Origin of the sequence: Romboutsia lituseburensis DSM 797, from assembly GCF_900103615.1 — a bacterium.
Taxonomy (GTDB): domain Bacteria; phylum Bacillota; class Clostridia; order Peptostreptococcales; family Peptostreptococcaceae; genus Romboutsia_F; species Romboutsia_F lituseburensis.
Genome location: NZ_FNGW01000001.1, coordinates 232885 through 248541, shown reverse-complemented (window position 1 = coordinate 248541; position 15657 = coordinate 232885). Strand labels below are relative to the sequence as shown.

The window sequence follows — 15657 nt, the reverse complement described above, 5'->3', positions numbered from 1 at the left end:
ACAATAGAAAATAGATATTTAAGGAGCTTTTAATATATGGATAATATAGTATTGACATTATTATGTATACCCAGTATAGGAAGAAAAACAGTGCTTAGTTTAATAAAAGACATGGAAAAATTACCTTTAAATGAATTAGATTTATTAGAAATTTTTATAAATAGCAAATTAAAAAACAAAAGAATATATCTACCTACACTAGATGAAATAAAAAAAGCTAAAGAAAAAAGTTATAATATAATTTTAAACTCTAACAAAACAAATATAAAATACATAGATATACTAAATGAAAAGTTTCCTAATAGTTTAAAGCAAATAGACGATAAGCCGGTTATGCTTTTTTACAAAGGTAACTATAATTGCATAGAAAAAACTGAAAAAATAAATATTATTGGAAGTAGAAATGCAAGTGTTGATGGATTAAAGATGGCGTATAAATTAGGATATGATTTTGGAAAAGATAAGTACTGTGTAGTAAGTGGACTAGCTATAGGATGTGATGAACAAGCTCATAAAGGATGTTTAGATGGAAATGGAATTACACTAGCAGTACTTCCCTCAGGAATAGATAAAATATATCCTTATAGAAATAATTATCTAGCTGAAAACATAATTGAGAATAATGGGTGTTTGATAAGCGAATATCCTATTGGTAAAAATGTATCTAAAAATCAGTTTATAGAAAGAGATAGAATACAAAGCGGAATAAGTAAATGTGTTTTACTATGTGAATCAAGTTTAAACTCAGGAAGTATGCACACTATAGATTTTGCAAAATCACAAGGTAAAATTATTTCGTGTGTAGATATAAGTGCAGATGGAAATGAGAAAATAAAAAAAGACGACAGATGTGTAGTTATAGATAATGAAAAAGACATAGAAGAATTAAAAGATAAAATAAATAATTTAAAAAGAGATAAAAAAGATAAAATAAATAATATAGAAAAACAGCTAAAGTTTATGATATAAAAAAATAAAACAATTGTAGAAAATTGTAGAAAAATATTCAAAATACTAAAGAATTATGATATTATTATCCTACTCATATGAAAAATTTATATGTTGTTAATATAAATTAAGGAAAGGGAAATATTATAAATGGAACAAATAAGAATTAGTGTAGATGAACTTAAATTAAGTGGTTTTATAAACTATTATGAAGATAATATAAAAGAAATGCTTTATGGTCAAAATGAATCTGTAACTAGAATAAATTTAATAGATAGAGATTATATGGACGTAATAACTTTTGATGAAGACTATGAAGAATTAGAAGATGCAAGTGACTACGAAAGAGTATTACTAGATGAAGAATATGCATTATTATTTATAGTAGGTCAAACGTATGAAGGCCAAGAAAAGTTTGAATTTATAGATGGTACTAAGTACAGTTTAAAGCATTATAAAGGTGATGAGTATTCAGATAAACATACTATAAAAGATATAGGTGACTTAAGTATAGATTTAGATCATTATGTAGGTGTTTTAATAGATACAGAAGATGTAGAGGGGAAGGATTTTGTTATAAGTGTTGTTAATTATGAGAGAGGTTCAAATCCAAGGATAATAGAAGTAGAAGAATGTGGAGATTTAGAAGAGATAATAAATAATTTAATTGAAAGATTTACTATATAGATAAAAAGGCATACTAAATGTAAAAATAATTATTAATAGTATGCCTTTTTTACATAAAAAATAAAAATACGTCCTATTAATTATATATGTATGATACTATTTACATATAATAAATCAAAAGGAGTATCATATGAAGGGGAAAAGTATGATAAAAATAATATTGGGGATCTTAGTCTTTTTTATAATTATTATAGGTAGTTATATATTGTTTATGATAGTTACTGATTATAAGCCAGAAAGTGAAATTAAAATAAACATAGAAAATAATAAAAAACGATACATAAAAAATAAAGATGAAATATCTATAACAACTTTTAATATTGGATATTGTGGAACAGATAAAGATATAGATTTTTTTATGGATGGAGGAACACAATCAAGGTCTATTAGTAAAGAAAAAACTTTAGAAAATCTAAATGGAGTTATATCAGAGCTTGAATCGTTAAATTCAGATATATATTTTTTACAGGAAGTAGATAAAAGAGCAACAAGAAGCTATAAAATAAATGAATATGAAACTATAAAAGAAAAATTCAAAACTTATGGATTTACGTTTGCTATAAATTATAAAGTACCATGGGTTCCAATACCAATATCCAAGCCACATGGACAAGTTTTATCAGGACTTACAACAATGTCAAAGTACTATATAAAAGAGAGTACAAGGTATGATTTACCGGGAAAAGAAAGTTTTTTAGTGCAACTTGGAGAGTTGGATAGATGCATTATGGTAAATAAAATACCTATAAAAAAATATAAAGACCTAGTACTTGTAAATGCCCATTTATCTGCATATGATAAAGGAGGTAAAATAAGAAAAGAACAGTTAGGATTTTTAAGTGAATTTTTAGAAAATGAGTATAATAAAGGAAGTTATGTTGTAGTAGGTGGAGATTGGAATCAACAAATTCCAGGAACTCATTTTACCTCATTTAAAACAACGCAACAAAAACCTAATTGGTTACAAGATATACCAAAGGATTTTAAACCTAAAGGTTTTAGGTGGGCTTATGATAAAGAAGTCCCAACGTCTAGAACTATGGATATAACTTATAAAAAAGGAGAAAATCTATTGTCAGTTATAGACGGTTTTTTAGTTTCGGATAATGTAGATATTATTGATGTATCTGGTAAAAACTTAGAGTTTAGACATACTGATCATAATCCTGTAACAATAAAATTAATGTTAAAGTAATGAATTTAAAATTCTATATTAAATAGTGATGAAGTTGTATTTTTAAATAAGATATAGGTAATATATATAATATTTTAATTAAGCTTACGAAAATAAGTGATGAAGCAAAGAAAAATTATATTGAAATGATAAAAAGTTATAATAAAAAATAAATAAAATATAGTAAAATAACTAATGTGAGGTGAATAAAATGGCAGGCATAAAATTTGAAATACATGAAGAAATAGGAATTTTATCAGATTCATCAAAAGGATGGACAAAAGAGTTAAATATTATAAGTTGGAATGGAAATACTCCTAAATTTGATTTAAGAGACTGGTCTCCAAATCATGAAAAAATGGGCAAAGGTATAACTTTAACTAATGAAGAATTAAAGGCTCTTAAAAATTTATTGAATGAAATGAATTTATAATAAATAGCCCCATGCACAATTTGTGTATGGGGCTAAAATTTTAACAAAATTTATATATAATTTGCATTTCAAAACTCACTAATAATATTTTTAAATATAAAAATAAATATAGAATAAATTAAAAATAAAAAAATATAAAAAATATAATAATAGTTTTTTCTTTCAAAAATAATGAAAATATAAATAAATACTTAATTAATTATATTATTATGTTAAATTAATTTAAAATACATATAAAAACAAAATTATACTATAAATAATAAAAAAATCTATTTTAGTATAAAAAATTCACTTTTGTTTTTATATATAATATAATAGAAGTATTGTGATTGTTAATTTAACAAGATGGGGGGCATTTATTTATATATGTTATCAAATGAGGAGTATATAAAAATAATTTTGGATAGTCCTGTACCTTGCATGTGGATAGAATATACACGTAAGGAAGATGAATACTATATAAACATATTAGGGATAAATGGTGAATTAGACAAAATAAAAAAAGATGTTTTTAAACTTAACTTTGATTATAAGCTAGATAAAGAATTGTGTAAAAACTTTATATTAAATATCGAAGATGGTGTTAAACAATTTAAAGTTTTAGAATATGTTAGTCTTTTAAATTCTTTTTATAAGATAGATGTTAAGCATATCAGTAAAAATAAATATATAATATGGTTCACTAAAAAAATAGAGATAGATGAAAATATAAAAGAATTAATTAAAAAAATGGATGTTTATTTGTGGTGTAAAGATAAAAATGGAAAGTATGTTTATATAAACAGGCCTTATGAATCATATAAATACGCTACACCAGAATATATTATAGGAAAAAATGATTTTGAAATTTTTCCGAAAGAAATAGCAGAGAGATTTGTTAAAGATGATAAAGAACTTCTAGAGGGGAAAAAAGATTATGTAGAAGCCTTATCATTTTTTAATGAAAACTGTTATGATGGTATAAATAAAGTGGTGAAAGATGAAGATGGAAATATAATAGGTACAATAGGCATGTGTGCAAATACTTTATGGAAAGATAGAAAAACAATAAGTGATAAAATTTCTGACTCTAGAATGTTAGAATTAATAAGCGATACAATACCTGATAGTATATTTTTTAAGGATGTAAATGGGATTTTTAGGCATTGTAACAAAGTATTTGCCGAGAATAGAAATATGACAAAAGAAGATATAATAGGCAAAAGTGAAAAAGAAATTAATACATTAGACAAAAAAATAAAAAAATACGAAGCTGAGGAAAAAGAGATTGTGAGAACTAAAAGATCATTAATAACCACAAACTCTTTTGAAGCTAGTGATGGAAGAATAATGTATTTTGAAACTATAAAGGTGCCATTTTTAGATGATCATAAAATGGTTGGTGGGGTACTTGGTATTTCAAGGGATATATCACATAGAAGAGAAGCTGAATTAGAATTTGAAAGATTACGAATGGAGTTCTTTGCAAATCTCTCCCACGAGTTTAAAACACCATTAAACCTTATATTTAGCTCAATTCAATTAATTGAATTTATGATGGATAAAGGAGATGACAGCAAAGACTACCGTACATATACTAATATAATTAAACAAAATGGATATAGATTATTGAAAATGGTAAATAATTTAATAGATAGCACAAGGTTAAATGCAGGATGTTTAGAGTTCAATCCAATAAATTATAATATTGTGGAGTTTATTGAAAATATATGTGACTCAGTTCAATACTATTCTAATCAAGAACATATAAAGTTAATATTTGATACAAATTTAGAAGAAAAAATTATGGCATTTGATTTAGAAAAAATGGAACGTATAATGTTAAATCTATTATCTAATGCGATCAAATATAACAATGAAAATGGACAAATAGAGGTTGGTTTAAACTTTACAGATGAAAGTCTAGAAATTAGTGTGAAAGATAGTGGTATAGGAATACCAAAAGATAAATTAGATGAAGTATTTTTATTGTTTAAACAAGTAAACAATAGAATGACGAAAAAAAGTGAAGGAAGTGGAATTGGTTTATCAATAGTAAAATCACTGGTTGACCTGCATGGAGGAAGTATAAGTGTTTATAGTGAACAAGGTCAAGGAAGTGAATTTATTGTAAATATTCCTATAATAGTATGTGAATGTAAAAAACAAAAAATAGAAAAGATTAAGCACAATAAATATGTTGAAAATATAAATATAGAGTTTTCCGACATATATACAGCTGTAAAATCAGTATAGGAAAATCAGACACAGTATAATTTAGTATTTTATATTGTGTCTGATTTTCATTTTTTATATAAAATTTTATAAAAAATTTAAAAAAAATGAAACTTTATGAAACTTTTTTGTAGTGAACTTAGTCTTATATAGTGGAGAGAAATAATTAATGCAAGATAAATATATTAAGTATATATTTACAGGAAGGATTTAGTATGTGTGGATTTTCAGGTTTTGTAGATAATATACAAAATAAATCAAAAGTTTTAGAAAAAATGATGGAACGTATAGTTCATAGGGGTCCAGATGAAAAAGGTGAATATCTGGATAGTGATGTAGCATTAGGATTTAGAAGATTAAGTATAATTGGTGTGAGTAATGGTATGCAGCCACTGTACAATGAAGATAGAAGCTTAGTACTAGTATTTAATGGAGAAATATATAATTATAAAGAATTAAGAAAAAAACTATTAGAAAAAGGACATGTATTCAAGACAAGTACTGACAGTGAAGTTTTGATACATTTATATGAAGAGTATAAAGAGAAAATGGTAAATAAATTAAGAGGTATGTTTGCCTTTGTAATATGGGATGTAGATAAAAAAGAGTTATTTGCAGCTAGAGACCATTTCGGAATAAAGCCCCTATATTATACAGAGGTAGTTGAAGGCTCGAATAAGTCGTTTATATTTGGTTCAGAAATTAAAAGTTTCTTAGAACATCCAAACTTTAAAAAAGAAGTAAATAAAAATGCATTAAAGCCGTATCTAACTTTTCAATATTCTGTTTTAGATGAAACTTTTTTCAAAGGCGTATTCAAGCTAAAACCAGGTCATTTTATGACCTATAAAAATGAAAAGCTAGAAATTAAGCAATATTGGGATATAAATTTTAAACAAGAAAATATAACATTAAAAGAAAGTGTTAATCGTATACAAGAAGTCGTAGATGAATCTGTAAAAGTTCACAGTGAAAGTGAAGTTGCAGTAGGGGCATTTTTATCAGGTGGAGTTGATTCAAGCTATATAGTTAGTAATCTAATGCCTGAAAAGACATTTTCAGTTGGATTTAAACAAGAACAATTTAATGAGACAAGCTTAGCAAGTGATTTATCGAATATGTTAGGTATAGAAAATATACAAAAAACACTTACAGCTGAGGAATGTTTTGAAAAACTACATGATATACAATATTATATGGATGAGCCTCAATCAAATCCATCTTCAATACCACTTTATTTCTTGTCAGAACTTGCAAGAGAACATGTTACTGTAGTTTTATCAGGTGAAGGAGCAGATGAAATATTTGGTGGATATGAATGGTATGATGAAGATGAAAAATTAAAAGAATATAAAAAGTTACCATTGTACATAAGAAAGCCATTAGGATTAGTAGCTAAGAAATTACCACACTTTAAAGGAAGAACAACTATTATAAGAGGTGGTTGCCCTGTAGAAGATCATTTTATAGGACAAGCACTAATATTTGAAGAAAAGGAAGCAAAAAGTATTTTAAAAAATAGATATAAGGATTCTTTATCTATAGAAAATATAACTAAACCTGTATATGATAATGTAAAAAATCAAGATGATATAACTAAGAAGCAATATCTTGATTTAAAATTATGGTTAGCTGGGGATATACTACTTAAAGCTGATAAAATGAGTATGGCTCATTCACTTGAATTAAGAGTTCCTTTTTTAGATAAAGAAGTTATGAAAGTAGGAGAATCCATACCTACTAAATATAAGATTGATAAAACAAATACTAAGGTTGCTTTAAGAGAAGCAGCTAAGAAGAAATTACCAAAAGAATGGGCTAAAAGAGAAAAAAAGGGATTCCCTGTACCAATAAGATATTGGTTTAAAGATGAAAAATATTACAATATAATAAAAGAATCATTTACTAGTGAATATGCAAACGAGTTTTTTGAAACTAAAAAAATAGTTAAACTTCTAGATGAGCATTTTAATGGTAAAAAAAATAATGCAAGAAAGATATATACTATATACACATTTTTAGTATGGTATGAGAAATTCTTTATTAATTTTTAGTATTTTACAAAAATAAAATATAAAAATAGAAAATAATTACCACACATTTTAAATTAATTTAAAGTATGTGGTAATTATTTTTTATTTTGTAACATTTGTTACAGTAAATTTCAGTTATATTTTATATAATAAATCAACAAGAAAGAAAAAATTAATAAAATAAATATTTAAAATACTTAAAAAAATTAAGGTAATAATAAATATATATAATTTAATAGAAGGAGAATTTTATGAGTCAATTTTTAGCACCAATACACACTTGGTTATTTAATAAAATAAACTTAACACAGGATTTAGAAAGCAATATAGTAAAGGTACATATAGATACTTTTGGTGAAGAAGTATTGAGTGTACAAGAAGAAGCTATAAAATTATATGGTGAATATATACAAAACAAACCATTAGAAGAATTAATCGATGTTAACAATATACATGGATGGTTACAAAATAAAATAATTGAAGTAGAAAGTAGAAGTGCATATATAATAAGTAAATACTACGATAGATACAAAGAAAAAAGTAAAGAGTTAAGTACAGAAGAATATAAAAAACAAGCTATTGAATGTGCAAATGATGAAAGTAACAGAGTAAATTCACCAGACAACGTTTATATATCATTAAATAACTATATATTATCAGGAATGCCGTGTGACAGAGCTACTTCTATTACAGAAAAAAATGATGATTATGTAGTATTTGAACAAGTAGGATGTATACACAAAAAAAATTATGAAAAAGGTAATGGAAATTTAAACTATCTTTATGAACTTAAAGATTTATGGATAAAATCATTTGTAGAAAATTTAAGTGTTAAATACTTATATAACAAAAAAGAAAAAGATGGAGTTACTATTAATATAATAAGAAAGGTATAATTATTCATGAGTAATTATGGAAATTTACAAAAAATAAAAAATGGAAAAAGAACTTATGGAATAACACCACATATACCTGGTGGATTTGTATTACCTGAGACTCTTATAAAAATAGCACAAGTTGCTAAAAAATATAATGGAGTAATAAAACTAACATCAGGGCAAAGAATACTAATAACTAATTTAAAAGAAGAAGACTTGGAAACTATTTGGCAAGAATTAGGTATGGAACCTGCTGTAAAAAATCAATATTCAGTTAAAAATGTAGAAATGTGCCCAGCAAATTTTTGCAAGCGTTCAAAATATCCTACAATAGGTATTGGAACAAAAATAAGTAAAAATTTTCATGGTATGCTACTTCCAAACAGAACTAAAATTGGGGTTGCAGGGTGTAGAAATGCTTGTACAAGTGTATATTCAAAAGACATTGGAGTACTAGTTGATATAGATGGTAAGTTTTTTATAACAGCAGGAGGAAGCGCTGGATTTTATCCAAGACAATCGGATATAATAACAAAAGGTTTATCAGAACAAGAAGCATATAATTTAGTGGAAGTAATATTAAATTATTATAATGAACATGGTCAAATGGGTGAAAAACTTGGAGACTTTATAGACAGAATAACAATAGATACATTTAGAAAAGATGTATTACAAATATCAAATTTAAAGGAGTGTTTATAACAATGATAACAAAAGATACTATAATAGCAGAGATAATAAAAGTAAATCCTAATGCACCACAAATACTTATGAGTTTTGGTATGGGATGTATAGGATGCCCTTCAGCTCAAATGGAAACATTAGAACAAGCATGTGAAATTCATGGCTTAAACTTAGATGAAATAATAGAAAAATTAAATGAAAAATAAGAGTTAAACTACCTTTATTACGAAGGTAGTTTTTTTATTATAAAAATCATATGTTATTTCTAGTATAGATATAAAAATATAGAAGAAACTATATTTACAATAAATAAAATATAAGGAGTACTTATAATGAGAAAAACAAAACCAATAGCATGCTTAAGTCTAATAACTATACTTTTAAGTACATCTTTTTCATATGCTAATTTTAATAAAAAAACTATTGACGATAAAGCTGACTGTATAGAACTTCCATTATTTAAATCTAAACATAGCTCTATAAATAATATTTTTACTATAGAAATGAAGAAGATAGATGAAAATAAAGAATTTTTTAAAGCAGATATTCATTACCCAAATTTAAAAATAAAAAATAAATACTTAGATGATGAAAACTCGAATATAGAATTTATTGAAGATATTAATAAACAAATGTTTAATTATATAAATGATTTCAAAAACAGAATTGAAGAAGAATCAAAAGAATATGAGAAACAATATAAAACTATATTCTCTAAGGCTAAAGATCAATATGTAAAATATCAGTATGAAGCTTATTCTGATTATCAAGTTACATATAATAAAAATAATTTAATAAGTATACCTATAAAATTATATGAATTTACAGGCGGAGCACATGGAATGAGCTATTTGAAATCTTTTAATTATGATTTAGAAAATAAAAAAGAATTAAAATTAAAAGATTTGTTTAAAGAAAATGTTAATTACAAAGAAATTGTTAATAAATTTATAAATGATGAAATTTCAAAAAATAAAGATATCTATTTCACAGGAGATGAAGGATTTAAAAGTATAAGTGATAATCAAAGTTTTTATATTGATAATGATGGTATAGTGATCTATTTTGGACTTTATGAAATAGCACCATATTATGTGGGAATTCCTAAGTTTAAATTAACATGGGATGAGTTTGGAAAATACTTAAAATACAATAAATAAATAAAAAAATAGCCTTGATAATATTTTTAAGGCTATTTTCTTTTGCAATTATAGTAAATTTATTTATTAAAAATATTAATGATTATCATATTGTATATCAATTTTACCTATATATATAAAAGATATATAATAAATATATAGATTGAGCAAGATAAAAATGATTAAGTTAGTGAAATTAAAAGGAGCGATGTTTATGAAAGATATAGCTATCATAGGAGCTGGAGTTGTAGGTTGTTCTATAGCTAGAGAGCTATCAAAATATAAATTAGATATAATTGTATTAGATAAAAATGAAGATATTTGTGAAGGTGTTTCAAAGGCTAATAGCGGAATAATACATGGCGGATTTAATGAAAAAAGAGATAGTTTAAAAGCAAAGTTAAATATAGAAGGAAATCAAATGATAGAAAAGTTATCAAATGATCTAGATTTTAAATTTAAAAGAAATCAAGCATTAGTCTTAGCTTTTAATGAAGAGGAGACAGAAAGACTAAATTATTTAAAACAAAATGGTGAAGCAATAGGGGTTTCAGGACTTGAAATAATAGAAAAAGAAGAAATTTTAATAATGGAACCAAATATAAATAAAGATGTAAAAAAAGCATTATATGTTAAAAGCTCAGGAATTGTAAGTCCTTATGAAATGACTATAGCATTAGCTGAAAATGCTTGTGAAAATGGAGTGGAGTTTAGCTTAGGAAGTGAAGTTATAGATATAAAAAAACATAACGATGTATATGAAATGAATTTAGAAAATGGACAAGCTATTAAATCTAAAATAGTAATAAATGCATCTGGATTAGCTGGAGCATTTATCAATAACTTAGTAAGTAGCAAAAAATATGAAATAAATCCAGTCAAGGGTGAATATTGCTTGTTTGATAAAGTTGCAGGCAGTTTATGTAAAAAAACCTTATTCCAAGTACCTAGTAAGTTAAGTAAAGGTGTTTTAGTAACTCCTACTGTAGATGGAAATCTTTTATTAGGACCAAACGCTAAAGCTAATAATACTATTTTAACTTCTAGAGAAGGAATTGATGAAATAATTCAAAAAAGTGAGAAAACTATAAAAAGCTTACCTCTAAATAGAGTTCTAAATACATTTAGTGGATTAAGACCTAAGACTAAAGAAGAGGATTTTATAATAGAAGAAGCTTTTGATGCTAAAAATTTTATAAATGTAATTGGAATAGATTCGCCTGGGTTAACAGCAGCACCTGCTATTGGATCTTATATTGTTGAATTGATAAAAGATAAAATAATACTAGAAGAAAATAATAACTTTAAATTTAATAGAAAAGGTATAACTAAATTTAATGAACTTAGTATAGAAGAAAAAAATAAATTAATAGCTAAAAATTCATCTTATGGAAAAATGGTTTGTAAATGTGAGTTAGTTACAGAGGGTGAAGTATTAGAAGCTATAAATAGACCATTAGGTGCTAAAACAGTAGATGCAGTTAAAAGAAGAACTCGTGCTATGATGGGTGGTTGCCAAGGGGTAGGATGCATGATTACAATAGGAAATATATTAAGTAAAGAATTAGGAATAGATATAAGTGAAGTAAATAAGAATAACAAAGATTCAAATGCTATAGGATTTAAGGAGGAGTAATTATGAGAACGTATGATTTAGTTATAGTAGGAGCAGGTGCTGCGGGTATTTTGTGTGCAATAAATGCTGATAAAAATAACATAAATAATGTACTATTAATTGAAAAAGATCCTATATTAGGAGGGGCGTTAACATTAGGAGACTATAATATAAGCAAAAACAAAAATATAACAGGTAAAGAGTACAAAAAAGAACTCTTAAAAAAGCTTGATAATTGCAAAAACGTAGAAATACAATTATCTACTATGGTTTTAAAAATAGATGATAACAATGAAATTATTTGTACAAGTGAAAAAAATGGAATAGAAAAAATCAATGGAAAAAATATAATTTTAGCCAATGGAGCAAAAGAAGGAAGTAGAAAAGCTGTTACCATGGTTGGTGATAGATGCTCAGGTATCTTAACTTTATCAATGGCTAAGAAAATTTTTAATATGGATAAAATTATTCCAGGAAAAAATATACTTATATATGGGAATGCAACTTTATACATGTTAGAAAATGATTTGAAAAAGCATAATGTAAATGTAGTTGGTATTATTACAAAAGATAATAGTAAAGAGACTTTTAACCTGACAGATAATATATATGAAAGTTATGATATAACTTCTATACAAGGAAATGGAAGATTAGAGTGTGTTACTTTATCTAACAATAAAAAAACTATAAAAGTAGATTGTGATACATTAATATTTGCAAATCCTATGCTTAGTGATGGATTAGTTGCAATGAGAAGCAATATAAATCTAAATCCTGAAACTACAGGTCCTTTAGTAAATGAAAACTTTATGACATCAAGAGAAACTATATTTGGTTGTGGCAATGGAATTTATATACATAATTGTATAGAAAATATTGAAAAGGAATGTATAAATATTATAAATAATATAAAATAATAAAACAAATATAATTTTATAAAAACTCTTAAAGTGATTTATATAGAAATAAATTTCTTTAAGAGTTTTTGTTTTTACATAAAATGATTTTGTTTTATATAGAAATATATTAATAGATAAAAACTATATCAATTGTATGGGTAAATTTTATATTTTTATAGAATAATTTTTAATTAAAGCACAATCACGCTATAAGTTGAATATAGATATTATAGGTAAAAATTTAAGGGGAGGTATCGTTATGAGTAGAGCAGAGTTAAAGCAACTTTCTAAAAGTCAATTAAAAGGCAATTGGAAAGTACCTGTATTATTAATGCTAATATATTCAGTTGTAGTAATTTTAGTATCTATAATTCAAAATCATACTGATTCAGGACTAGGTATATTTATAGGATTTTTAGTATCATTAGGAATAGAAGTGTGGGGATTTGTAGGCTTTTCTAAATTTTTCTTGAAATTTAGAGAAAATCCGAATAATTCTAAATTTGAGGATGTATTGGTATCTAAAAGTGCATTATTAAAATCATTAGGATTTGTAGTAATAATAGGTATTATAGGAGCTATAATTGGTGGAATTATAGGGGTTGCAGCAGTTGCATCGAGTGTTAATTTTATATTTGGAAATGGTGGTTTGAGCGCAGTATCATGGCTATTAATAGTATTATCAATAGTTTTAGGTGTATTACTTACTATATTTAGCTTAGCCGTGTCAATGACATCATATATAATTGTAGACAAAGAACAACTAGGATTAATTAAAGCTATGAAACTTAGTATAAAAATGATGAAAGGTCATAAGTGGGAATTATTTGTTATTCAATTAAGTTTTATTGGATGGGCTATTTTAGGTCTTATTACATTAGGGATAGGATATTTATGGTTAACTCCATACATGACACTTACTATAACTAACCTATACAAAGAATTAGATAAAAATAATAGTTTAAAAGTAATAGAAACGGACATATAAGTTATAATGGATACAAAATAATTTAAAAATAAACTTGAGAGTATTTTAAAATTATAAAAAAATTTTAAAATACTCTTTTATTTTATAGAATTAAGATATATTATTAAAAAGAAAAGTAAAAATACTAATATACTAGATTATATATTGTTAATTGTCTAACATAGATTAAATTAATACATAGGAGGAATAATGATACTTTACGAAAAAAAACATAAAGAAACAGGAAAGGCTTATGCGTATAGAGTTTTAAAAGATAACATAATGTCATTAGATTTAAAACCAGGAGAGCTACTTAGTGAATCTGATTTATCTGAAAAACTGAATATATCGAGAACTCCAATAAGAGAAGTCTTAATGAGATTGAAAAATGAGCATCTTATAGAAGTTAAGCCACAATCAGGTACATATGTGTCTTTGATTGATAGAAGTCTCATAAATGAAGCAATATTTATGAGATCTATATTAGAAAAAGAAGTTTTAAGAGAAGCTTGTAATGGTTTTTCAGAAGAATTATTTATGGAATTAGAAAAAAACTTATTTGCACAAAAACTAGTTTCAGATAAAGACGGAAAAGAACTTGAATTTCATAATTTAGATAAAAAATTTCATAAGTTAATATTTTTGGGATGTGAAAAAATAAATATATGGGAAAGCATTATGAATATAAGTACTCATTATAATAGAATGAGACTTTTATCTGAAATGAAAAGTAATAAAATACAAATAATAAATCAGCATGAGCAAATGCTAGATATAATAAAAAATAAAAAGTTTGATGATATTGAAGACTATATAAATATACATATAGTATCTCCTGCTAAGGAATGGGAAATATTAATAAATGAAAATGAAGAATTAAGAGGATTCTTTAAATAATAAATAATTTAAACTTAAATTCAAAAATAAGTCTTCTAATGAAGGCTTTTTTGTTTAGGTAAAATTGTATTTATTAAAAAATATAAAAATAGAATTAAAAATAAAATAAAATTAAAAAATATTTATCAAAATGACAGTTAATGTAAAAATATAAAAAAAAATAGGAAAAGGTATTGCATTGAGAAAAACGATATGCTAGTATACAAGTATAGAAGATGAAAGGAAGGTACAACAAATGAAATTGCCATTTAATATTGATCTAAATAATAAAGTAGCTGTAGTAACAGGTGGAACAGGAGTATTATGTGGAGCTATGGTTGATGCATTAGCAAAGTGTGGAGCTAAAGTGGCTATACTTGCTCTAGGTAAAGATGCATGTGAGGCTAAAGCTAAAGAAATAATAGATAATGGTGGATGTGCCATAGGAATAGAAACTAACGTATTAGATAAGGAAAGTTTAAAAAGAGCACATGAGATAATATTAAAAGAATTTGGACCATGTGATATATTAATAAATGGAGCTGGTGGAAACCATCCAAAAGGAACAACAACAAAAGAATACTTATTAGAAGAAGATTTAGATAATGAAGAATTAACATCATTCTTTGACTTAGATCCAAAAGGAGTAGAATTTGTATTTAACTTAAACTTCTTAGGAACATTACTTCCATCACAAGAGTTTAGCAAAGACATGATAAAGAGAGACGGATGTACAATAATAAATATATCTTCAATGAATGCGTATACTCCTCTTACAAAGATACCTGCATACTCAGGGGCAAAAGCAGCAGTAAGTAACTTTACTCAATGGTTAGCAGTACATATGTCAAAAGTAGGAATAAGAGTAAATGCAATAGCTCCAGGTTTCTTTGTAACTGCTCAAAATGAAAAACTATTATTTAATGAAGATGGAACTCCAACTGAAAGAAGCAATAAAATACTAAATAGTACACCGATGGGAAGGTTTGGGGAAGCAGATGAATTAATAGGAACATTATTATACTTAGTAAGTTCTGATGCATCAGGATTTGTAAATGGTGTAGTAATACCAGTAGATGGAGCATTTAGCGCATATTCAGGAGTATAGGA

Annotated in this window: 15 protein-coding genes; all 15 read left to right on the top strand. The window is 25.3% G+C overall.

Annotated elements, in window-relative coordinates:
- Positions 1–36: 36 nt before the first annotated feature.
- The 15 genes from BLP75_RS01190 to BLP75_RS01120 all read left to right on the top strand — a co-directional run bounded on the left by BLP75_RS01190 (position 37) and on the right by BLP75_RS01120 (position 15655).
- Positions 37–969: a DNA-processing protein DprA gene (locus BLP75_RS01190; protein WP_092722051.1), complete on the top strand. Its 933-nt coding sequence runs from the start codon at positions 37–39 to the stop codon at positions 967–969.
- A 129-nt stretch (positions 970–1098) separates the two neighbouring features.
- The gene (locus BLP75_RS01185) at positions 1099–1635 is read left to right on the top strand and encodes a hypothetical protein (RefSeq protein ID WP_092722049.1); all 537 of its coding nucleotides are present in this window, start codon (positions 1099–1101) and stop codon (positions 1633–1635) included.
- 145 nt (positions 1636–1780) lie between these two features.
- Positions 1781–2830, top strand: a complete 1050-nt coding sequence (locus BLP75_RS01180) for an endonuclease/exonuclease/phosphatase family protein (protein WP_242872356.1) — start codon at positions 1781–1783, stop codon at positions 2828–2830.
- Between the two features lie 190 nt (positions 2831–3020).
- A complete protein-coding gene (locus tag BLP75_RS01175; protein ID WP_092722045.1) occupies positions 3021–3242 on the top strand; it encodes a YdbC family protein in 222 nt (73 codons plus the stop codon).
- Positions 3243–3608: 366 nt separating this feature from the next.
- Complete coding sequence (locus tag BLP75_RS01170; RefSeq protein WP_170827920.1) at positions 3609–5477, top strand: sensor histidine kinase; 1869 nt, start codon at positions 3609–3611, stop codon at positions 5475–5477.
- A 194-nt stretch (positions 5478–5671) separates the two neighbouring features.
- Positions 5672–7510, top strand: coding sequence for an asparagine synthase (glutamine-hydrolyzing) (gene asnB / locus BLP75_RS01165; RefSeq protein WP_092722041.1), 1839 nt, complete (start codon positions 5672–5674; stop codon positions 7508–7510).
- Positions 7511–7740: 230 nt separating this feature from the next.
- On the top strand, positions 7741–8385 hold the full coding sequence (locus tag BLP75_RS01160) for a hypothetical protein (RefSeq protein WP_092722039.1): 645 nt from the start codon (positions 7741–7743) through the stop codon (positions 8383–8385).
- 6 nt (positions 8386–8391) lie between these two features.
- The gene (locus BLP75_RS01155) at positions 8392–9069 is read left to right on the top strand and encodes a nitrite/sulfite reductase domain-containing protein (protein WP_092722037.1); all 678 of its coding nucleotides are present in this window, start codon (positions 8392–8394) and stop codon (positions 9067–9069) included.
- 2 nt (positions 9070–9071) lie between these two features.
- The gene (locus tag BLP75_RS01150) at positions 9072–9257 is read left to right on the top strand and encodes a DUF1858 domain-containing protein (RefSeq protein WP_092722035.1); all 186 of its coding nucleotides are present in this window, start codon (positions 9072–9074) and stop codon (positions 9255–9257) included.
- 126 nt (positions 9258–9383) lie between these two features.
- Positions 9384–10211 carry a DUF3298 and DUF4163 domain-containing protein gene (locus tag BLP75_RS01145; RefSeq protein WP_092722033.1) on the top strand — a complete coding sequence of 276 codons (828 nt, stop codon included), beginning with the start codon at positions 9384–9386 and terminating at the stop codon, positions 10209–10211.
- A 193-nt stretch (positions 10212–10404) separates the two neighbouring features.
- Positions 10405–11826, top strand: a complete 1422-nt coding sequence (locus tag BLP75_RS01140; protein WP_092722031.1) for an NAD(P)/FAD-dependent oxidoreductase — start codon at positions 10405–10407, stop codon at positions 11824–11826.
- A gap of 2 nt (positions 11827–11828) precedes the next feature.
- Complete coding sequence (locus BLP75_RS01135; protein ID WP_092722029.1) at positions 11829–12722, top strand: FAD-dependent oxidoreductase; 894 nt, start codon at positions 11829–11831, stop codon at positions 12720–12722.
- Between the two features lie 241 nt (positions 12723–12963).
- Complete coding sequence (locus tag BLP75_RS01130; RefSeq protein ID WP_092722027.1) at positions 12964–13692, top strand: DUF975 family protein; 729 nt, start codon at positions 12964–12966, stop codon at positions 13690–13692.
- A 189-nt stretch (positions 13693–13881) separates the two neighbouring features.
- Positions 13882–14568 carry a GntR family transcriptional regulator gene (locus BLP75_RS01125; protein ID WP_092722025.1) on the top strand — a complete coding sequence of 229 codons (687 nt, stop codon included), beginning with the start codon at positions 13882–13884 and terminating at the stop codon, positions 14566–14568.
- A gap of 235 nt (positions 14569–14803) precedes the next feature.
- On the top strand, positions 14804–15655 hold the full coding sequence (locus BLP75_RS01120; protein ID WP_092722023.1) for an SDR family oxidoreductase: 852 nt from the start codon (positions 14804–14806) through the stop codon (positions 15653–15655).
- Positions 15656–15657 lie beyond the last annotated feature (2 nt).

Bases quoted from the DNA above. Each gene is read 5' to 3' on its own strand.
- BLP75_RS01190 (WP_092722051.1), top strand. From the start codon at position 37: ATGGATAATATAGTATTGACATTATTATGTATACCCAGTATAGGAAGA.
- BLP75_RS01185 (WP_092722049.1), top strand. From the start codon at position 1,099: ATGGAACAAATAAGAATTAGTGTAGATGAACTTAAATTAAGTGGTTTT.
- BLP75_RS01180 (WP_242872356.1), top strand. From the start codon at position 1,781: ATGATAAAAATAATATTGGGGATCTTAGTCTTTTTTATAATTATTATA.
- BLP75_RS01175 (WP_092722045.1), top strand. From the start codon at position 3,021: ATGGCAGGCATAAAATTTGAAATACATGAAGAAATAGGAATTTTATCA.
- BLP75_RS01170 (WP_170827920.1), top strand. From the start codon at position 3,609: ATGTTATCAAATGAGGAGTATATAAAAATAATTTTGGATAGTCCTGTA.
- asnB (WP_092722041.1), top strand. From the start codon at position 5,672: ATGTGTGGATTTTCAGGTTTTGTAGATAATATACAAAATAAATCAAAA.
- BLP75_RS01160 (WP_092722039.1), top strand. From the start codon at position 7,741: ATGAGTCAATTTTTAGCACCAATACACACTTGGTTATTTAATAAAATA.
- BLP75_RS01155 (WP_092722037.1), top strand. From the start codon at position 8,392: ATGAGTAATTATGGAAATTTACAAAAAATAAAAAATGGAAAAAGAACT.
- BLP75_RS01150 (WP_092722035.1), top strand. From the start codon at position 9,072: ATGATAACAAAAGATACTATAATAGCAGAGATAATAAAAGTAAATCCT.
- BLP75_RS01145 (WP_092722033.1), top strand. From the start codon at position 9,384: ATGAGAAAAACAAAACCAATAGCATGCTTAAGTCTAATAACTATACTT.
- BLP75_RS01140 (WP_092722031.1), top strand. From the start codon at position 10,405: ATGAAAGATATAGCTATCATAGGAGCTGGAGTTGTAGGTTGTTCTATA.
- BLP75_RS01135 (WP_092722029.1), top strand. From the start codon at position 11,829: ATGAGAACGTATGATTTAGTTATAGTAGGAGCAGGTGCTGCGGGTATT.
- BLP75_RS01130 (WP_092722027.1), top strand. From the start codon at position 12,964: ATGAGTAGAGCAGAGTTAAAGCAACTTTCTAAAAGTCAATTAAAAGGC.
- BLP75_RS01125 (WP_092722025.1), top strand. From the start codon at position 13,882: ATGATACTTTACGAAAAAAAACATAAAGAAACAGGAAAGGCTTATGCG.
- BLP75_RS01120 (WP_092722023.1), top strand. From the start codon at position 14,804: ATGAAATTGCCATTTAATATTGATCTAAATAATAAAGTAGCTGTAGTA.